General features: G+C 64.1%; 17 protein-coding genes. 10 read left to right on the top strand and 7 right to left on the bottom strand.

All coding sequences use genetic code 11. The annotated features are described in order from the left end of the window. Window positions 1-190 precede the first annotated feature (190 nt). Entirely contained in the window at window positions 191-2,857 is a 2,667-nt protein-coding gene (gene polA, locus GUI70_RS11685) for a DNA polymerase I (protein ID WP_161882497.1), read from the top strand. A gap of 24 nt (window positions 2,858-2,881) precedes the next feature. Then, complete coding sequence (locus GUI70_RS11680) at window positions 2,882-3,232, top strand: DUF1304 domain-containing protein (RefSeq protein ID WP_161882496.1); 351 nt, start codon at window positions 2,882-2,884, stop codon at window positions 3,230-3,232. A gap of 42 nt (window positions 3,233-3,274) precedes the next feature. Here GUI70_RS11680 and GUI70_RS11675 read toward each other — a convergent pair whose 3' ends face one another. Both GUI70_RS11675 and nth read right to left on the bottom strand, forming a co-directional pair. After that, on the bottom strand, window positions 3,275-3,988 hold the full coding sequence (locus GUI70_RS11675; RefSeq protein ID WP_161882495.1) for a zinc ribbon domain-containing protein: 714 nt from the start codon (window positions 3,986-3,988) through the stop codon (window positions 3,275-3,277). Window positions 3,989-4,033: 45 nt separating this feature from the next. Then, window positions 4,034-4,699 (bottom strand): endonuclease III, encoded by a 666-nt coding sequence (gene nth / locus GUI70_RS11670; RefSeq protein ID WP_161882494.1) that lies wholly within the window; start codon window positions 4,697-4,699, stop codon window positions 4,034-4,036. A 110-nt stretch (window positions 4,700-4,809) separates the two neighbouring features. Between nth and GUI70_RS11665 the strand changes: the two genes are divergently transcribed. From GUI70_RS11665 to GUI70_RS11655, 3 genes are all read left to right on the top strand, one after another. Next, window positions 4,810-5,637, top strand: coding sequence for an undecaprenyl-diphosphate phosphatase (locus GUI70_RS11665; RefSeq protein ID WP_161882493.1), 828 nt, complete (start codon window positions 4,810-4,812; stop codon window positions 5,635-5,637). Window positions 5,638-5,763: 126 nt separating this feature from the next. Then, entirely contained in the window at window positions 5,764-6,465 is a 702-nt protein-coding gene (gene sdaAB, locus GUI70_RS11660; protein WP_161882492.1) for an L-serine ammonia-lyase, iron-sulfur-dependent subunit beta, read from the top strand. After that, window positions 6,462-7,307 (top strand): L-serine ammonia-lyase, iron-sulfur-dependent, subunit alpha, encoded by an 846-nt coding sequence (locus GUI70_RS11655; RefSeq protein WP_161882491.1) that lies wholly within the window; start codon window positions 6,462-6,464, stop codon window positions 7,305-7,307. Before sdaAB ends, GUI70_RS11655 begins: the two co-directional genes overlap by 4 nt. 23 nt (window positions 7,308-7,330) lie before the next feature. Here GUI70_RS11655 and GUI70_RS11650 read toward each other — a convergent pair whose 3' ends face one another. Continuing rightward, entirely contained in the window at window positions 7,331-7,990 is a 660-nt protein-coding gene (locus GUI70_RS11650; RefSeq protein ID WP_161882490.1) for an HAD family hydrolase, read from the bottom strand. Between the two features lie 178 nt (window positions 7,991-8,168). On the opposite strand from GUI70_RS11650, the gene GUI70_RS11645 reads away from it, so the two are divergent. The 3 genes from GUI70_RS11645 (at window position 8,169) to GUI70_RS11635 (ending at window position 12,003) form a co-directional block, all read left to right on the top strand. After that, entirely contained in the window at window positions 8,169-9,365 is a 1,197-nt protein-coding gene (locus GUI70_RS11645; protein WP_161882489.1) for an XdhC family protein, read from the top strand. Window positions 9,366-9,369: 4 nt separating this feature from the next. Continuing rightward, window positions 9,370-10,365, top strand: coding sequence for a signal recognition particle-docking protein FtsY (ftsY, locus tag GUI70_RS11640; RefSeq protein WP_161882488.1), 996 nt, complete (start codon window positions 9,370-9,372; stop codon window positions 10,363-10,365). Between the two features lie 786 nt (window positions 10,366-11,151). Continuing rightward, window positions 11,152-12,003 carry a polysaccharide deacetylase family protein gene (locus GUI70_RS11635; RefSeq protein ID WP_161882487.1) on the top strand — a complete coding sequence of 284 codons (852 nt, stop codon included), beginning with the start codon at window positions 11,152-11,154 and terminating at the stop codon, window positions 12,001-12,003. A 3-nt stretch (window positions 12,004-12,006) separates the two neighbouring features. Here GUI70_RS11635 and GUI70_RS11630 read toward each other — a convergent pair whose 3' ends face one another. Together GUI70_RS11630 and GUI70_RS11625 are read right to left on the bottom strand one after the other, a co-directional pair. Then, window positions 12,007-12,252 carry a hypothetical protein gene (locus GUI70_RS11630; protein ID WP_161882486.1) on the bottom strand — a complete coding sequence of 82 codons (246 nt, stop codon included), beginning with the start codon at window positions 12,250-12,252 and terminating at the stop codon, window positions 12,007-12,009. Window positions 12,253-12,312: 60 nt separating this feature from the next. Beyond that, a complete protein-coding gene (locus GUI70_RS11625) occupies window positions 12,313-12,462 on the bottom strand; it encodes a hypothetical protein (RefSeq protein ID WP_161882485.1) in 150 nt (49 codons plus the stop codon). An 82-nt stretch (window positions 12,463-12,544) separates the two neighbouring features. On the opposite strand from GUI70_RS11625, the gene GUI70_RS11620 reads away from it, so the two are divergent. After that, entirely contained in the window at window positions 12,545-13,303 is a 759-nt protein-coding gene (locus GUI70_RS11620) for an MHYT domain-containing protein (RefSeq protein WP_161882484.1), read from the top strand. Window positions 13,304-13,590: 287 nt separating this feature from the next. On the opposite strand, the gene GUI70_RS11615 is transcribed toward GUI70_RS11620, so the two are convergent. Continuing rightward, window positions 13,591-14,508, bottom strand: a complete 918-nt coding sequence (locus GUI70_RS11615; protein ID WP_161882483.1) for a transposase — start codon at window positions 14,506-14,508, stop codon at window positions 13,591-13,593. 65 nt (window positions 14,509-14,573) lie between these two features. Between GUI70_RS11615 and GUI70_RS11610 the strand changes: the two genes are divergently transcribed. Further along, window positions 14,574-14,882 (top strand): transposase, encoded by a 309-nt coding sequence (locus GUI70_RS11610; RefSeq protein WP_161882482.1) that lies wholly within the window; start codon window positions 14,574-14,576, stop codon window positions 14,880-14,882. Between the two features lie 92 nt (window positions 14,883-14,974). Here the strand turns inward: GUI70_RS11610 and GUI70_RS24005 are convergent. After that, window positions 14,975-15,263 (bottom strand): transposase (locus GUI70_RS24005; RefSeq protein WP_202630466.1); only part of this gene is annotated, 289 nt, incomplete at its 5' end.

The following is a 15,263-nucleotide window of genomic DNA, read 5'->3' as shown; positions in this document are numbered from 1 at the left end:
GGAATCCATTTCGCTCCTTTTCCTGTTCCTGAGCACAGCGGACGCCCTTGAGGACGCCTGCCCGCTTGGTTAAAGTTCACTGGCTCCCATGAACCGATTCAAACCGGAGGCCGCACCAAGTGCAGTTCAGCGGCGAAATACGTTTCAGAAATACGCAAATACCCGAGTCGTTTGGCGCTAGAATGCTGCTATGACGCCCGCCCCCGACACCGCCGTCCTGATCGACGGGCATGCCCTGGCTTTCCGCTCTTACTTCGCGCTGCCGCCGCTGACCAGCAAGAGCGGCGAGCCGACCCACGCCATTCTCGGCTTCATGCGCCAGCTCACCCGGCTGATGAAGCAGACCAGCAACCAGGTCATCGTGGTGTTCGACCCGCCCGTCAGGACCTTTCGCAAGGAGCAGTACGACGACTACAAAGCGGGCCGCGCCGAAACGCCCAGCGACCTTCCGGCCCAGATCAACCGCATCCGCGCCATCGTGGACGCCGTGGGCCTGCCGAGACTGGAAGTGGGCGGCTACGAGGCCGACGACGTGATCGGCACGCTGGCCAAGAAAGCCGAAGCGCACGGCATGAACGCCGTCATCGTGACCTCCGACCGCGACAGCTACCAGCTGCTGACCGAGCACGTGAAGGTGCTGACCAATGATTTCAAATTGTTCGGCCCGGCGGACGTGCTGGAAAAGTACGGCGTCAGCGTCGCTCAGTGGGTCGACTACCGCTCGCTGACCGGAGACGCCAGCGACAACATTCCCGGTGCGAAGGGCATCGGCCCCAAGACGGCGTCCAAACTCCTTCAGGAGCATGGCACCCTCGATGAGGTAATCGCCCGCGCCCAGGACGGCACGCTGGAACCCAAAGGGACCAGAGAGAAGATTCTGGCGAGCCTGGACAACGTCTACAAGAGCCGTGAGCTGTCGTGCATGGTCACCGATCTGCCGCTCGATATCGAGATGGCGACCCACGCCGGGACGGGCGATCCGGCAGCGCTCGACGCTTTGCTGACCGAACTCGACCTGGGCAGCGTGCGGCGCGACCTTGAGGCGCTACGCGGCGGCGGTCTCGGCGAGGCCGCCCCGGTGCCCGAACCGGAAAGTCTGCTGCGCGAGGCGGCGCAGGCCGAGTGGCGCACCCCCGGCGAGGGCGTGATGTGGGGCTACCTGCTGTCACGCGAGGACGATCTGAGCGCCGAGCTGCTTCAGGCCGCGACCTACGACGGCGACCTGGCCCGCACCGCGCCGATTGAGGTTGAGCGGGTCGAGCAGCAACCGCTTGACACCCCTTCACCGCCCGAAGAAGCGCTTTTCGGAGAAGCGGCCAGCGAGAAGAAAGCCAAATCAAAGGCCAAGCCCAGGCCCGAACCGCTCGGCCACGTCGACGAGGCTGAGTTCGTGGGTCAGCGCGAGGTGCGGGCGGCGGGGGCCAAGGCGCTGGCGACCCATTTGCAGGTGCGCGGCCTGAACATCGAACCCGGCGACGACCCGCTGCTGATTGCCTACCTGCTCGACCCGGCCAACACCGCCATGCCCGCCGTGAGCCAGCGCTACCTGCATACCCCCTGGCCCGGCGACGCGGCGGGGCGGGCAGTGCTCAGCGGCCAGCTCTGGGATTTGCTGCACCCGCAGCTCGACGAGGCCCGGCTCAAGCTCTACTACGAGATCGAAAAGCCGCTCTCGCGGGTGCTGGCCCGTATGGAAGTGCGCGGGGTCAAGCTCGACAGCGCTTACCTGCGCGGGTTGAGCGAGGCGATGGGCGCGCGCATTCAGACCTTGGAAGCCGAGATTCACCAGCATGCTGGACACGCCTTTTCGGTGAGCAGCCGCGATCAGCTCGAAGCGGTGCTCTACGACGAATTGCAACTCTCTACAGGCCGCAAAACCAAGCTGACCGGCAAGCGCTCGACAGCGGTGGCGGCGCTCGAACCGCTGCGTGACGAGCACCCGATCATCCCGGCGCTGCTGGAATACCGCGAACTCAGCAAGCTGCGCGGCACCTACCTCGATCCCATGCCCAACCTGGTCAACCCGCGCACCGGGCGGCTGCATACCACCTTCGCCCAGACCATCGCGGCGACGGGCCGCCTAAGCAGCCTCAATCCCAACCTCCAGAACATCCCGATCCGCTCGGCGGTGGGGCGCGAGATCCGCAAGGGCTTTGTCGCCGAGGCCGGTTTCACCCTGCTGAGCGCCGACTACTCGCAGATCGAGCTGCGGCTGCTGGCCCACATCTCCGGCGACTTGCTGATGCAGGAAGCCTTCCAGACCGGGGCCGACATTCACCGCCGCACCGCCTCACAGGTGCTGGGCGTGGACGAGAACGGCGTCAGCGCCGAGCAGCGCCGGGCCGCCAAGACAGTCAATTTCGGGGTGCTCTACGGCATGAGCGCCCACCGTCTAAGCCGCGATCTGGGCATTCCTTACGCCGACGCCAGCGGATTCATCGAGCGCTATTTCGAGACCTATCCGGGCATCCGGGGCTACATCGACCGCACCCTGGCGTTCGGACGTGAGCAAGGCTACGTCGAAACGCTCTACGGACGGCGCAGATACGTGCCGGAACTCAACAGCACCAACCGCAACGTGCGCGAGGCGGGTGAGCGCCTGGCCTACAACATGCCGATTCAGGGCACCGCCGCCGACATCATCAAGATCGCCATGATCGAGCTGGATGGGCCACTGCTCGATCTCAGCGCGCGGATGCTGCTGCAGGTCCACGACGAATTGCTGGTCGAGGCCCCTCTGGAAAGAGCTGACGAGGTGGCCGAACTGGTCAGGACCACCATGATGGGCGCAGCCCAGCTCAGCGTACCTCTGAATGTGGAGGTCGGCAGGGGACCGGACTGGTTCGACACCAAGTAATGACCCACCTGTCAGAATGAAGCCATGCACCTTCTGGCACTGATTCTGGTCACCCTGGTGGCCCTGGAGCACCTCTACATCCTGGCGCTGGAGATGTTTTTGTGGCGCACCGAACGTGTCCGGCGCATCTTCAGCGTCAGCGCCGCGCTCTCAGAGCAGACCGTGGCGATGGCCGCCAACCAGGGCCTCTACAACGGCTTTCTGGCGGCGGGCCTGGTCTGGGGCCTGATCGCCGGACGTGCCGACGTGATGATTTTTTTCCTGGCCTGCGTGGTGGTCGCCGGGCTCTACGGCGCGGCGACGGTCAACCCCCGCATCGCCCTGGTACAGGCCCTTCCGGCAGCGCTGGGCTTGATCGCGGTGTGGCTGTCGTAGCACCGCTTGGCTCTGGACTGCGCCTGGCCCCCCACATGAACTTCAGATTTTGAAGAGAATCCGCCCGCACGAGGGGCACTTGACCGGGGGCAGTTTGCCGCCAGCGGCCCGCTGCTGGATGTTGACCGGCAACTGCACGTTGCAGCCCTGGCACCGGCCCGCCGTGTACGACACGATCCCGATGCCCTTCTTGCCCTTGCGGATCAGTTCGTACTCCTTGACCAGCCTCGGCTCGGTGCGGCCCACCAGTTCGGCGCGCTCGGTCCGCATGCCCTGGCCCTGGTCACGCAGGCCCTGCACGCGGGCCTCGTCGGCGTCTTCCAAGCTGCCCAGCGAGGGCCGCAGCGCCTTGTGCTCACCGCGCAGCCCGCTGGCCCGCTCACGCAGGGCCGCTTGCTGTGCATGCAGCGGCTCCAACGCTTCCTGGTAGTCCGACACGCGCTCAGAGAGCTGCAAGATGACGCTCTCGTACTGCGACTGCAACTTGGCGTTGGTGGCGTTGCGGTCCTGCTCAGCCTTGTTGCGGGCCACCTGCTCGCGGCTGCTGGCCAGATCAAGTTCGAGCTGCCGCACCTGACGGTCCACTTTTTCCAGCTCGATCTCGGTGTCTTCGAGTTGGTTGTTGATGCTGCCCTGCTGGGTGCGGGCCGAACGCAACTCGTCTGAAATCTGATCTTCCTCGGCGCGCAGGCGGTCAAGTTCCAGGTCCAAAACCTGCACACGGTAAAGCTGTTCCAGTTGTCCGCTTTCGCTCATCGCTGCCAGTCTACCCCGCTTCGGCCATGAAGGAGGCCCGCCGCTTCAGCTGCTTCGCTCGACCCCCAGCCGGGGACACAGGCTCAGCAGCGTGCAGGCCGAGCACTGCGGCGCGCGCGCGAGGCAGATTCGCCGCCCATGCAGGATCAGGGCGTGGTGCAAAAAGACCCAATTTTCCTGCGGGAAGAGGCGCTGCAAGTCGAGTTCGACCTTGTCCGGATTGATCTGGGCACTGAACCCCAGTCGCCGCGCCAGCCGTCCCACGTGCGTGTCCACGGCGATGGCCGCGTAGCCGTAGGCGTTGCTCAGCACCACATTGGCCGTCTTGCGCCCGGCTCCCGGCAGGGCCACCACCGCCTCAAAACTGTTGGGCACCTCGCCGCCGTGTCGTTCGACGAGCAGGCCAGAGAGCGCCACCAGATTTTTGGCCTTGTTGCGGTACAGGCCGATGGTGCGGATCAGCGTCTCGACGTGATCGACGCGCGCGGCGCTCATGGCCTGGGCATCAGGGTAGGCGGCAAACAGCGCGGGCGTGGCGGCGTTCACGCTCTTGTCGGTGGCCTGCGCCGAGAGCACGGTGGCGATCAGCAACTCGAACGGATTGCGGTACTCCAGCTCGGTGCGGGCGTCGGGGTAGGCCTCCTGAAGCTGAGCCAGCACCCCGGCGGCGCGGCGGTTGAGGGCAGCAGGAGAAGCGGGGTCGGCAGGCATGGACTCAGCTTACCCAGCGACCGCCCCTGGCAAGCCGAGTCCCGCCGAATGTGGCCTTCAAATGTGACTTTACTTAGCGCTTACTTAAATGCTCTAAGCTGCCCGGCGACATGGACTGGCTCTACAGCATCATTCTCGGCATCGTGGAGGGACTCACCGAGTTTCTCCCCGTCTCCTCCACCGGCCACCTGATCGTGGCGGGCGACCTGCTGCGCGTGCCGTGGCAAAAAACGACGCTCGACACCTTCGAGGTGGTCATTCAGGGCGGCGCGATTCTGGCGGTGGTCGTATATTACTGGCGCGATCTGGTGCAGCAGGCACGCACCGTTACCCGCGACCAGGGCGTGCAGCGATTGTGGCTAGGTATTCTGGTCGCCTGCATTCCCGCCGTCATTCTCGGCGCACTCTTCGGCAGCAAGATCAAGGCGCTGCTGTTTACGCCGACGGTGGTGGCCTGGGCGCTGATCGTGGGCGGCGTGCTGATGTACCTGATCGAACTGCGTCCGCGCCCAGCGACCACCCACAAACTCGAGAGCATCAGTTTGCGCCAGGCCATCACGGTGGGCGTGGTGCAGTGTCTGGCACTGTTGTGGCCGGGCTTCTCGCGCTCGGCCAGCAGCATCCTCGGCGGCATGCTGACCGGCTTAGATCGCCCCACCGCCACCAAGTTCAGCTTTTACCTGGGCATTCCGGTGCTGGGCGGCGCGACCCTGCTCGATTTCGTCAAGCACAGAGACGACCTCGGCACGGCGGGCCTGACCAACGTGGGCATCGGTTTTGTGGTCAGTTTTATCGTGGCCTATTTCGTGATCGGCTGGTTGCTTCGCTTCGTGAGCACCCACGACTTCAAGGGCTTCGCCGTCTACCGCATCATCGTGGGCATCCTCATTCTGGTGCTGATCGCCACGGGCATCATTCATAACGTCAACCGCGCCTAAGCCGAGCCAAGGGTCCCGCATCCCGTCCGAGTGGCGGAATATTTGCTGTCCGGTTTTCCCGGCCCATGCATGCAACCTCGCCCTGCGGTCACTGACAGGCCGCGCCGAGTTGTCTATCCTTTTGCCATGAGTCTTCTTGACATGATTGGCCCGGTGATGATCGGGCCGAGCAGCAGCCATACCGCCGGGGCCTGCCGCATTGGGCAGGTGGCGCGCCAATTGCTGGGTCAGACGCCCGCGCACGCCGAGATCGGGCTGCACGCCAGTTTCGCCAAGACCGGCAAGGGCCACGGCACCCACCAAGCGATTGTCGCCGGGCTGCTCGGCTACGCCCCCGACGACGCCCGCCTGCCCCAGTCCTTCGAGCAGGCCGCCAGCGCGGAGCTGAGTTTCAACTTCGAGACGGTCGATCTGGGCGACGTGCATCCCAACTCGGCGCGGCTCACCGTCAGCGGCAGCGGGCAGAGCGTCACAGTGATCGGCTCCAGCACCGGCGGCGGCGTCATCGAGATCATCCGGGTAGACGGCTTCAAGGTCGGTTTTTCCGGCGGGGCCTTCACGCTGCTGACCCGCTACAGCGACGCGGTGGGCGTGATCGCCAAGGTCGCCGGGCTGCTGGCCGCCGATCAGGTCAACATCGCCGCGCTGACCTGTGACCGTGACAAGCGCGGCGGCGCGGCCCTGCTGTGTATCGAACTCGATCAGACTCTGGGTGAGGCGGCGCAGCACTTTCTCCTGAGCTGGCCGGAAATGGACTGGGTGCGGATGGTGCAGCCGGTGATGGACGCCGGAATTGTCGCGCCGGTGCTGCTGGGAACGACGGCATGACGCTCGACGAGATTCTGAACGCGCCCTCGCCCGCCTCGCAGTGGGTGCTGGAGAGCGACTGCCAGGCGAGCGGCCTGACACCCGAGATCGTCAAGGAGGCCATGCGCTCCCGGATTGCCGAGATGCGCGACAGTGTGGAGCGCGGGCTGGCCTCAGCCGCGCCGAGCATCACCGGCATGGTGGGCTGGAATGCCAAGGGACTCTGGGACGCGCCGGACATGCTGCAAGCCCCGCTCCTGAAGCGGGTGCAGGCCTACGCCATGGCCGTCAACGAGGAAAACGCCCGGATGGGCCGCATCGTGGCCGCGCCGACGGCAGGCAGTGCCGGAACCATTCCGGGAGCGCTGCTGGGTGTGGCCGACCACCTCAAGATCTCGGACGACGATCTGGTGATGCCGATGGTGCTGGCGGCGGGCGTGGGCAAGGCCATCAGCAAGCAGATGTTCATCAGCGGTGCGGCGGGCGGCTGTCAGGCCGAGATCGGATCGAGCGCGGCGATGGCGGCGGCGGCGGTCACCGAGCTGCTGGGCGGCTCTTCCCGCGCCTGCGTCCACGCCGCGGCGATGGCACTGATGAACACCATCGGGCTGGTATGCGACCCGGTGGGCGGCTATGTGGAAGTGCCGTGCGTCTCGCGCAACGCCTTCTTCGCCGTTCACGCGGTCAGCTCGGCGCAGCTGGCCCTCAGCAACCTGGAGAGCTTCATTCCGCCGGACGAGGTGATCTCGGCAATGGCTCAGGTCGGGCGGATGATGCCGCTGGAGCTGCGCGAGACGGCGGAAGGCGGGCTGGCGCAGACCCCGACAGGGCTGGCGGTGACGGCACGGATGGAGAGCAAATAAGAGCTTCTCGTTTGATAAATGCTCTAGATGCCCAGGGCTTCCCGCAATTCGGCGTGTGACCCAATGACCCGCCCCGCCCCGGCTTCCCTGAGCGCTTCGCCGTCGGCATTGTGGCCGCCACCGGTAAAGCCCCAGGCCTCCGCCCCGGCACTGAGGCCCGCCGCCAGTCCGGGCAGGCTGTCCTCGACGACCAGGCAGCGCTCAATGGGGACGCCGAGTTGACGGGCGGCAAACAGGTACAGATCCGGCAGCGGCTTGCCGCGCCCGCCCACGTGCGCCGGGTCGTAGGCGTGGGCAGCGACCAGATCCAAGAGACCCGCCGCCCGCAGCTTGGGACCGAGCTTCTCACGAAGGCTGTTGCTGGCCACCGAGAATGGCACGCCCGCCGATTTGAGGGCTTGCAAGGTCCGGGCCGCGCCCGGCACTTCCTGCACCACCGCGAACGCTTCAGCCAACCGCTCGGCCAGGCGCTGCTCGAAATCGGGCGCGGGGGTCCAGCCATGATCGCGCGCCAGATTCTCGTAAAGATTCGGCACCGTGCTGCCCACCGCCCGCGCCATGTAGTCGGCGTGGTCAAGTCTCAGGCCGTGTTCACCCAATGTCTGCACCCAGACCTGCCCCGCAACCACTTCGCTGTCGACCAGCACACCGTCCATATCGAAAAGCACCGCATCGAAGATCATCTCAGCCCACTCTAGAGCTTGAGCGAAGCGAACCGGCCCTCCTCTCTTTCCTCCCGCCATTGCAGACCAGAACGCCGAACCCGGCTCCCAGTCCCCATGCTGCCCAGGCCCCCAGACGCTTTGCTCCGGCGGCGCTAAGCTGAGGCGCATTCAGAGGACGCCACTTCAGGAGACAGCTATGGAACGGTTAGAGATCAACGAGATTCTGAGCGGGCTGCGCGCCGCGCGCTCGGTCCGGCGGGGCGCGGCCATCGCCAGCGTGGTGCGGGTGCGCGGCAACGCCTACCGCCGCGAGGGCGCGCGCATGCTGATTCGCGAGGACGGCTCGCACGTCTGCATGCTCTCGGGCGGCTGCCTGGAGAGCGAGGTGGCCCTCAGCGCCCAGCAGGTCATCGTGTCTGGCCTGCCCTCGCTGACCAGCTACGACCTGAGCGAGGACGTGACCTGGGGCCTGGGCATCGGCTGCGGCGGCAGCGTGGACATCTACGTGGAGCCGGTGCCGAAGGCGGGCGCAGAGGAGGGAGGCACAGGGCTGCTGGCAGACTGGCTGAGCGTGCTGGAGCGCGGCGACCTGGGCATTCTGGCCACTGTGTTGCCCGACGACGCTGGCCTGCCGGGGGCGCCGACAGGCCGCCTGCTGATCCGCGAGGACGGCACAGCCCAGGACGAGGGCCAGCTCGAACCCGCACTCAAGTCGCAGATCCTCGAAGCGGCCCGCCAGATGCTGCGGGCGCTCTATCCCAGGGCCGAGACGCGGCGCTTCACGGCGGGCGACGTCTCGTTGGACGTGTTTCTGGACGCCAGCGCCCCCGCGCCGGAACTCGTCATCTTCGGCGCGGGTCACGACGCCTTGCCGCTGGCGCAGCGCGCCCTGGACGTCGGCTGGACGGTCCGGGTGGTGGACGCCCGCGCCGCCTTTCTGACCCCCGAGCGCTTTCCCGGTGCGCAGCTCAGCCTGGCCGAGCCGGAGCACCTGGGCGCGGCGCTCAGCCTGGGCCCGCGCTCGTTCGTGATGGTCATGAACCACCACCTGGAGCGCGACCGGGCCTGCCTGCACTTTGCACTGGAGAGTGCCGCGCCCTACGTGGGCATGCTGGGGCCGCGCCAGCGCTTTCTGGACGCCCTGACCACCTTGCAAGCGCAGGGATACGTCCCAGCCGCCGAACAACTCGCCCGCGTGAGCAGTCCGGTGGGACTGGACATCGGCGCGGAAAGCCCAGGCGAGGTGGCCCTCTCGGTGATGGCCGAACTGATCGCCGTGCGGCGCGGCTTTGCCGGGGGCCGCCTGAACGGCCGGGCCGGGCGCATCCACGACCCCGCCGAACCTGCTGCCGCCGCCACTCCCCTTTCTCCCGCAGCCGGGGCGGTAAACTAGCCGCATGTCATGGCTTAACCGCCTGCGTGACGGCCTGAGCAAGACCCGTCAGCAGCTCAACCAATCCACCGGGTTCCTGGGCACCGACCTCAAGGACGTGTTCACCAACCGCATCGAGACCCTGGAAGACCTCGAATATGCCCTGATCGCCGCCGACGTGGGCCGCGCCGCCACCGAAGAAATTCTGGAAGACGTCAAGAACAGTTCGCGCGGCAACCTGCAAGACGCCCTGATGGACGCCATGACCCTGCAACTCGAACCCGACGCCAAACGGGCACAGTTTCGCAAGTTCGGCTTCAACCCCGACGCGAGGCGCAGCACCGTCGATCCGCAGGGCAAGGTCATTATGGTGATCGGGGTCAACGGCGTGGGCAAGACCACCACCATCGCCAAGCTGGGCCGCTATTACCAGTCGCGCGGCAAGCGGGTGATGTTCGCGGCGGGCGACACCTTCCGCGCCGCTGCGGGCGCGCAACTCGGCGTCTGGGGCGAGCGGCTGGGCATTCCGGTGGTGCAGGGCGTGGACGGCGGCGACCCGGCGGCGGTGGCCTTCGACGGAGCCGCCGCCCGCAGGGCACGCGATTTCGATCTGCTGTTCGTGGACACCGCCGGACGCCTGCACAACAAGCACAACCTGATGGAAGAGCTGAAAAAGGTCCGCCGCGTCATCGACAAGGCCGATCCCGGCGAGCCGCACGAGATCTGGCTGGTGCTCGACGCCGTGACCGGCCAGAACGGTCTCCAGCAGGCAAAAAAGTTTCATGAGGCGATTACCCTGACCGGTGTGATCGTGACCAAGCTCGACGGCACCTCCAAGGGCGGCATCGTCGTGCCGATCGTGCGCGAACTGGGCGTGCCGATCAAGTTCATCGGCGTGGGCGAGGGCGAGGACGATTTGCAGCCGTTCGACAGCAAAGAGTTCGTGCAAGCTCTTTTTGATGTGAATATCCCACTCCTACGAACCGAGCACGAATCCCTGGGCAAAGCTATAGAGGATTGATCCTCAGCGTCAGCTCTCCCCCATTGTCCAGCACGCCAAGCAGGTTCAAGGTCTGCGCCACGTCCAGCAGCTCAGCGCGTAGCCGACGGCGGCGCGAACGGCGGTCAGGTCAGCCGGAGCCGGAGCGCTGGGCGCACATCCCCATGCTGGAAGATCTGGCAAAGCGCCTTGTCCAGTACGCCGAAGAGCACCTGCCGGGCGCGACCGGGGCCGACAAGAAGGCCTATTGTGTTAAGCAGGCGAACGCGATACTTGAAGCCTTCGTGACAAGATTCCGGTCCTGGGCAAGTGGCTGGACTTCCCACTGGCCGACTGGCTGGAAACGTGGGCCGTTTAGCAGCTGGTGGAGTGGGCCTGGGGGGCCGTGGTCGAGAGCAAAGCAGTGTGAAAAACTATTGCGGCAAGACAATAGTTTTGATCCTGCTGCTCTCCGATTGGGCCCAGTCCGGCAGCCGCCTGGTCCCGCACGCGCCGAATGTCACGGGCGAACCCAGGTAAACGCCACAAGTCCGCAACCTAAAAGCCCCCTGCACCAGCTTCGGCGGTCATGCAGGGGGCCTTTCTTGTTACCTTCAGTTTCGCGCGTCAATCACGAACCTCAGTCCCGCTTCCGCCGCCGTCGCCAAGCTGAGCGCAACGCGAGTACGGTTTTAGTCTTTCAGGCCGAAGCGCCCTTTCACGCTGGCGTAAGATAAATCGTTCAAACCGTACCACGCCTTAGCACGCTCGAGCGGACTGGAGAGGCTCGAGGGTACAAGTTTGGACGAGGACGCTAAACTAAACTTAATGTCAAACAATTTAAAACTCCCTCAGCGGCGCACCTTCCGTCAGCAAAGCACCCTCTTCGGTCTGATCAGTGGCCTTCTGTTGCTCAGCGCCTGCGGTTCGACATCCTCAAGCAGCGCGCCGCCCGGCACGAGCGCCGCTTGCATTCAAGCAGCTGGTAACAGCGCCGTGACATTTCTGGCTGACGATGGCTATCAACAAGACTGGGACTTGCTGCGGCCCATCTTTCAGGACGCGGGCCTGCCGTTCGTCTCGGCAATCGTCACCAATAATCTTAACAAACCCGGCTATACTACCCTCGACGAGGTCAAGCAGCTGCAGGCCGAAGGCGATGAGATTGTCAGCCACACGGTGAGCCACCCCGACCTCAACTCGCTCAGCGATGCTGAACTCGACGTCGAGCTCAAGAGCAGCAAAGCGATCCTGGAAGCCGATGGTCTGACGATCAAGCACCTGGTTTACCCAATGGGCGACGATTCGGCGCGGGTAGTGGCAGCGGCTAGCAAGTACTATCAGCTTGGCGTTGAAGTCGGCAACGGCCTGAATGATCCCAAAGCGCTTAGTTTGTTCCACCTTCACCGGGTGGCGCTGGGCAGCTACTTCGACGTGATTCCCAGCACGCAGCCACACGCGCCGACCAATACCCTGGCGTATTACAAGGAGCGCGTTGATGAAGCGGTCAGGACCCATCAGTGGTTGATCTACATGGTGCATTCCTCGGGTCCGGGCTTCGACGCCGAGCAGCTCAGCAATTTGAAGGCCACTGTGGAGTATGCCAAGTCGCAGAACACCAAAGTCACTACGCTCAGCGGCGGCTACGAGATCGCTCAGAAGCTGGCAGCCTGTAGATAAGACTCACGCCGACCACCCACAAACGACCAGCCCCAGCTGCCTGTAGGCGTACTCGCGCACCAGATCGCGCTCTTCAGCAGTGATGGCCGCGAAGCTCGGGACAACCCGGTTCAGCACATCACCAGCCAGGGTGTAGTGCTCGCGGTAGCCCAGGCGGCCCAGCCCGCGGTGCAGCCCGCAGGCGACGGCCTTGCCAATGCCCGGGGCAGCGAGCGCTTGCGACGTCAGCACTTCTTCGAGCAGCCACACCCGCTCGGCGGTGTACAGGAGGGCGACGGCGCACTCCAGTTCCGCGGACTGGCCGTTGATCTAGGCGATGAGGCCAGCGTCAGTGCGGGTGAGCTGGACGGTGCTGTACTCGACATCGGTCGTGACGCCACACTCGCGGGTGACGCTCAAGACGTTGGAAGTGCAGCTGTGGGCGCGGCGGTGGGTGTTGGGGGTATTCGGTATCCACACTTACAAGCGGGTGAGAACCCAGTGCTTAGGTTGGAATCAACCGAGTGGTCCACCACCGGATCGACTCACAGGAGCCTAATACATGCACGACACCATGCTTCATACCTCTTGGAATACCTCGTACATCCTGCTCTCGGTCATCATTGCCGTGCTTACCTCCGGCCTCGCCCTGGAACTCGCCCGCCGTTATAGCCGCGTCGGCGGAACCATCGCTCCGGTCATCCTCGGCGCAGTCCTCGGATACGGCATCTGGGCCATGCACTTCGTCGGCATGCTTGCCATGCAAATCCCTATCGGCGTTGCGTACGGCCTACCGCTCACGCTCATCTCTGGGGTCAGTGCCATCGGCTTTCTCGTCGCCGCGAGCGCCCTGCTGTTCAAAAGAACACCGACTATCCCGCGCATCCTTACCAGCGGGACCATCGCCGGAACCGGCATCGTCCTGATGCACTACGTCGGCATGGCCGCGCTGCAACTCAACGCCACCGCGCAGTACAACCCTCTCCTGGTCGGTGTGAGTGTGCTGATTGCCGTGGGAGCCGCGAGCGTCGCGTTCTATCTGTTTTCCCGCGTGATCGTCGCGAGCCTCACCCGTACCGCCCGAACCAGTATTCAGCTGGGTGCTTCTATGGTTATGGGCGCTGCGATCGCCGGAATGCACTACACCGGCATGGCCGCTATCTCGTACCTGCCGCAGCCGCTGAGCACGACGCTCGTGAGCGGCGTCGACATTCAAGGCCTGTTCTACCTGGTACTAGGCCTGACCTTGACGGTGTTCGTCTCGATCGCGACGTTTCTCTTCATAGAAGAGAGTGCCAAGACTTCCACCCCCATCGCCTGAGACGGATCCCGCACCCTTCTGACGACAGACCACCTCCCTGTCTCTTTGGCCGCGCTCATGAACCTACACTTGGCGCGGCCTCCTTTGATACTTTGTGACGCAAATTAGAACTAATCCATCAAGCAAAGTCAGCGCTCATTATCCGACACAAGAGTGATTCATAGGCTCCCGCCCAAGCCTGTGAATTATTTATTTGTAGGATGCACCTTACTCTTTGATATGAATAGACCTCCTGCGAAAGTCATGTTGTCGTTGTGTTCGAGTGCTCAGTACCTGACAAGTTCACTTTAGGCCGCTCCCAGTGCTGAAAAAGGAGTAGTCAGCAGGGTGAAGAGCACCGCCAAGTCGGCTGGGTCCCATCTCAGCGCGTTTCTGAGGCGCTCCGCACCGTATCGCACCAGGCTCATGGCCTTGAGGCCATGGGCCAAGACCTTGATGGGCTTGACTTCGTGCAGCCAAATGCCGACCCGTAGGAGGCTGACCCAGGCGAGGATCGCCAGACCAAAAAGCCGTTCGAGCCGTTTGGGCTGGATGAGGCCGGTCGGCTCCAGGTCGAAGCCTCGAGACTTGAGGCTGCCAAACGTGCATCCGATGGACCAGCAAAGTTTGTACAGCGTCCACGTCTCCCGGAGACCGAAATCCGTGGCGATGATGACGAGATCCCCCGAGGGGGATCTTGTGGCCACCACGCGCATCCATTCCCCGAAGACCTGGGCCTTCTCTGCAATGACGCGGAATTCCCCGTGCTGGACATCATCGAACCATTCATCTGCGCGAAGCTCATCCAAGATCGTGTCCTGACGAATCCGGATCGCTCGACGGCTCCCCTGACGCCGAAGGAAATGGAACCACTCACGACCAATGAACGCTCGGTCGGCGACCAGGCCCCTCCAGCGACGCGCTGGAAGGGCCTGCAGAAGCTTGAGGACCAGCCACATCCGCGCTCCGGTATGGCTGTTGCCGGTAGGGTCCAAAGCGATCCACCCCAGCGGGAGAGTGGAGCCGTGCACGACAGCCCCCAGCACCAAAAGATTCAGGGGCGCTTCTCCGTGTTCCCAGGTCGTCCGGTCCAAGCTCATCAACACCTTCCCAGCTGGAACGTGGACGAGCAGCAGCGCCAGGAAAACCTGCATGGTCCGTTGTTCATCGTGAATCGCGCGTCCCACGCGCCGTTTCTTGGCTTCAAGTGAGCTGCTGCCAGGCATCTGCGGGTGATCTTGCTACGGTGTTGTGGAGGAGGAGTTCAGTCTGATCGACAATGGAGACTGACATGACTGCCAGCAAACACGAGTACACCGCCGAGTTCAAAGAAGAGGCTGTCCGCTTGGTGATCAGCAGCCAGAAAAGTTGCGCAGAGGTTGCCCGCAATCTGGGTATCCCTCCCTACCTGGTGGTGCGCTGGAAGCAGCAACACGAGCAGCAGGGGGCGGCGGGCCGCCCCCAGTTCACCGGACGTGGGGTCGCAGCGCTCAGTGAGCAGGAAGCGCGAGTCAAGAAGCTCGAGCGAGAACTCGAAATTACCCGTCAGGAACGCGATATCCTGAAAAAAGCGCTGGCCTTCTTCGCCAAAGAAAACTGATCTATCAGTTTGTCGAGCAGCACCGTCATGACTACCCGATCGAGTTGATATGCAAGACGCTGAACGTCGGGGCTATTGATCTCGGCTGAAGTTCACGATGGGAGGTAGCTGTACAGGAGGCGATCAGGGAGGCGCACAGATCGGACGCGCTGCCACCCGACCTTCCGGCGTGCCTTGAGTTCCTTCAACGTCCGCGCGCAGAAATTCCCCAGCACATTCCGCTTGATGTAGGCCCACACCAGCTCAATAGGGTTCAACGCTGGGGCATAGGGTGGAAGGTAATGGAGGGACAGCCGGGATTCACCCGAGACGAAGGCCGTGACGGCCTTCGTCTTGTGGATGCCCGCATTGTCCAGCACCACCACGACCGCTCCTGGGACG

Origin of the sequence: Deinococcus alpinitundrae (assembly GCF_009982895.1) — a bacterium.
In the GTDB taxonomy this organism is placed as follows: Bacteria; Deinococcota; Deinococci; order Deinococcales; family Deinococcaceae; genus Deinococcus; species Deinococcus alpinitundrae.
The sequence above is the reverse complement of the archived record's forward strand: the minus strand, read 5'-3'. Positions and strand labels throughout refer to the sequence as shown.

Coding starts and splice junctions, on each gene's coding strand:
- polA (WP_161882497.1), top strand. CDS start 191: ATGACGCCCGCCCCCGACACCGCCGTCCTGATCGACGGGCATGCCCTG.
- GUI70_RS11680 (WP_161882496.1), top strand. CDS start 2,882: ATGCACCTTCTGGCACTGATTCTGGTCACCCTGGTGGCCCTGGAGCAC.
- GUI70_RS11675 (WP_161882495.1), bottom strand. CDS start 3,988: ATGAGCGAAAGCGGACAACTGGAACAGCTTTACCGTGTGCAGGTTTTG.
- nth (WP_161882494.1), bottom strand. CDS start 4,699: ATGCCTGCCGACCCCGCTTCTCCTGCTGCCCTCAACCGCCGCGCCGCC.
- GUI70_RS11665 (WP_161882493.1), top strand. CDS start 4,810: ATGGACTGGCTCTACAGCATCATTCTCGGCATCGTGGAGGGACTCACC.
- sdaAB (WP_161882492.1), top strand. CDS start 5,764: ATGAGTCTTCTTGACATGATTGGCCCGGTGATGATCGGGCCGAGCAGC.
- GUI70_RS11655 (WP_161882491.1), top strand. CDS start 6,462: ATGACGCTCGACGAGATTCTGAACGCGCCCTCGCCCGCCTCGCAGTGG.
- GUI70_RS11650 (WP_161882490.1), bottom strand. CDS start 7,990: ATGATCTTCGATGCGGTGCTTTTCGATATGGACGGTGTGCTGGTCGAC.
- GUI70_RS11645 (WP_161882489.1), top strand. CDS start 8,169: ATGGAACGGTTAGAGATCAACGAGATTCTGAGCGGGCTGCGCGCCGCG.
- ftsY (WP_161882488.1), top strand. CDS start 9,370: ATGTCATGGCTTAACCGCCTGCGTGACGGCCTGAGCAAGACCCGTCAG.
- GUI70_RS11635 (WP_161882487.1), top strand. CDS start 11,152: ATGTCAAACAATTTAAAACTCCCTCAGCGGCGCACCTTCCGTCAGCAA.
- GUI70_RS11620 (WP_161882484.1), top strand. CDS start 12,545: ATGCACGACACCATGCTTCATACCTCTTGGAATACCTCGTACATCCTG.
- GUI70_RS11615 (WP_161882483.1), bottom strand. CDS start 14,508: ATGCCTGGCAGCAGCTCACTTGAAGCCAAGAAACGGCGCGTGGGACGC.
- GUI70_RS11610 (WP_161882482.1), top strand. CDS start 14,574: ATGACTGCCAGCAAACACGAGTACACCGCCGAGTTCAAAGAAGAGGCT.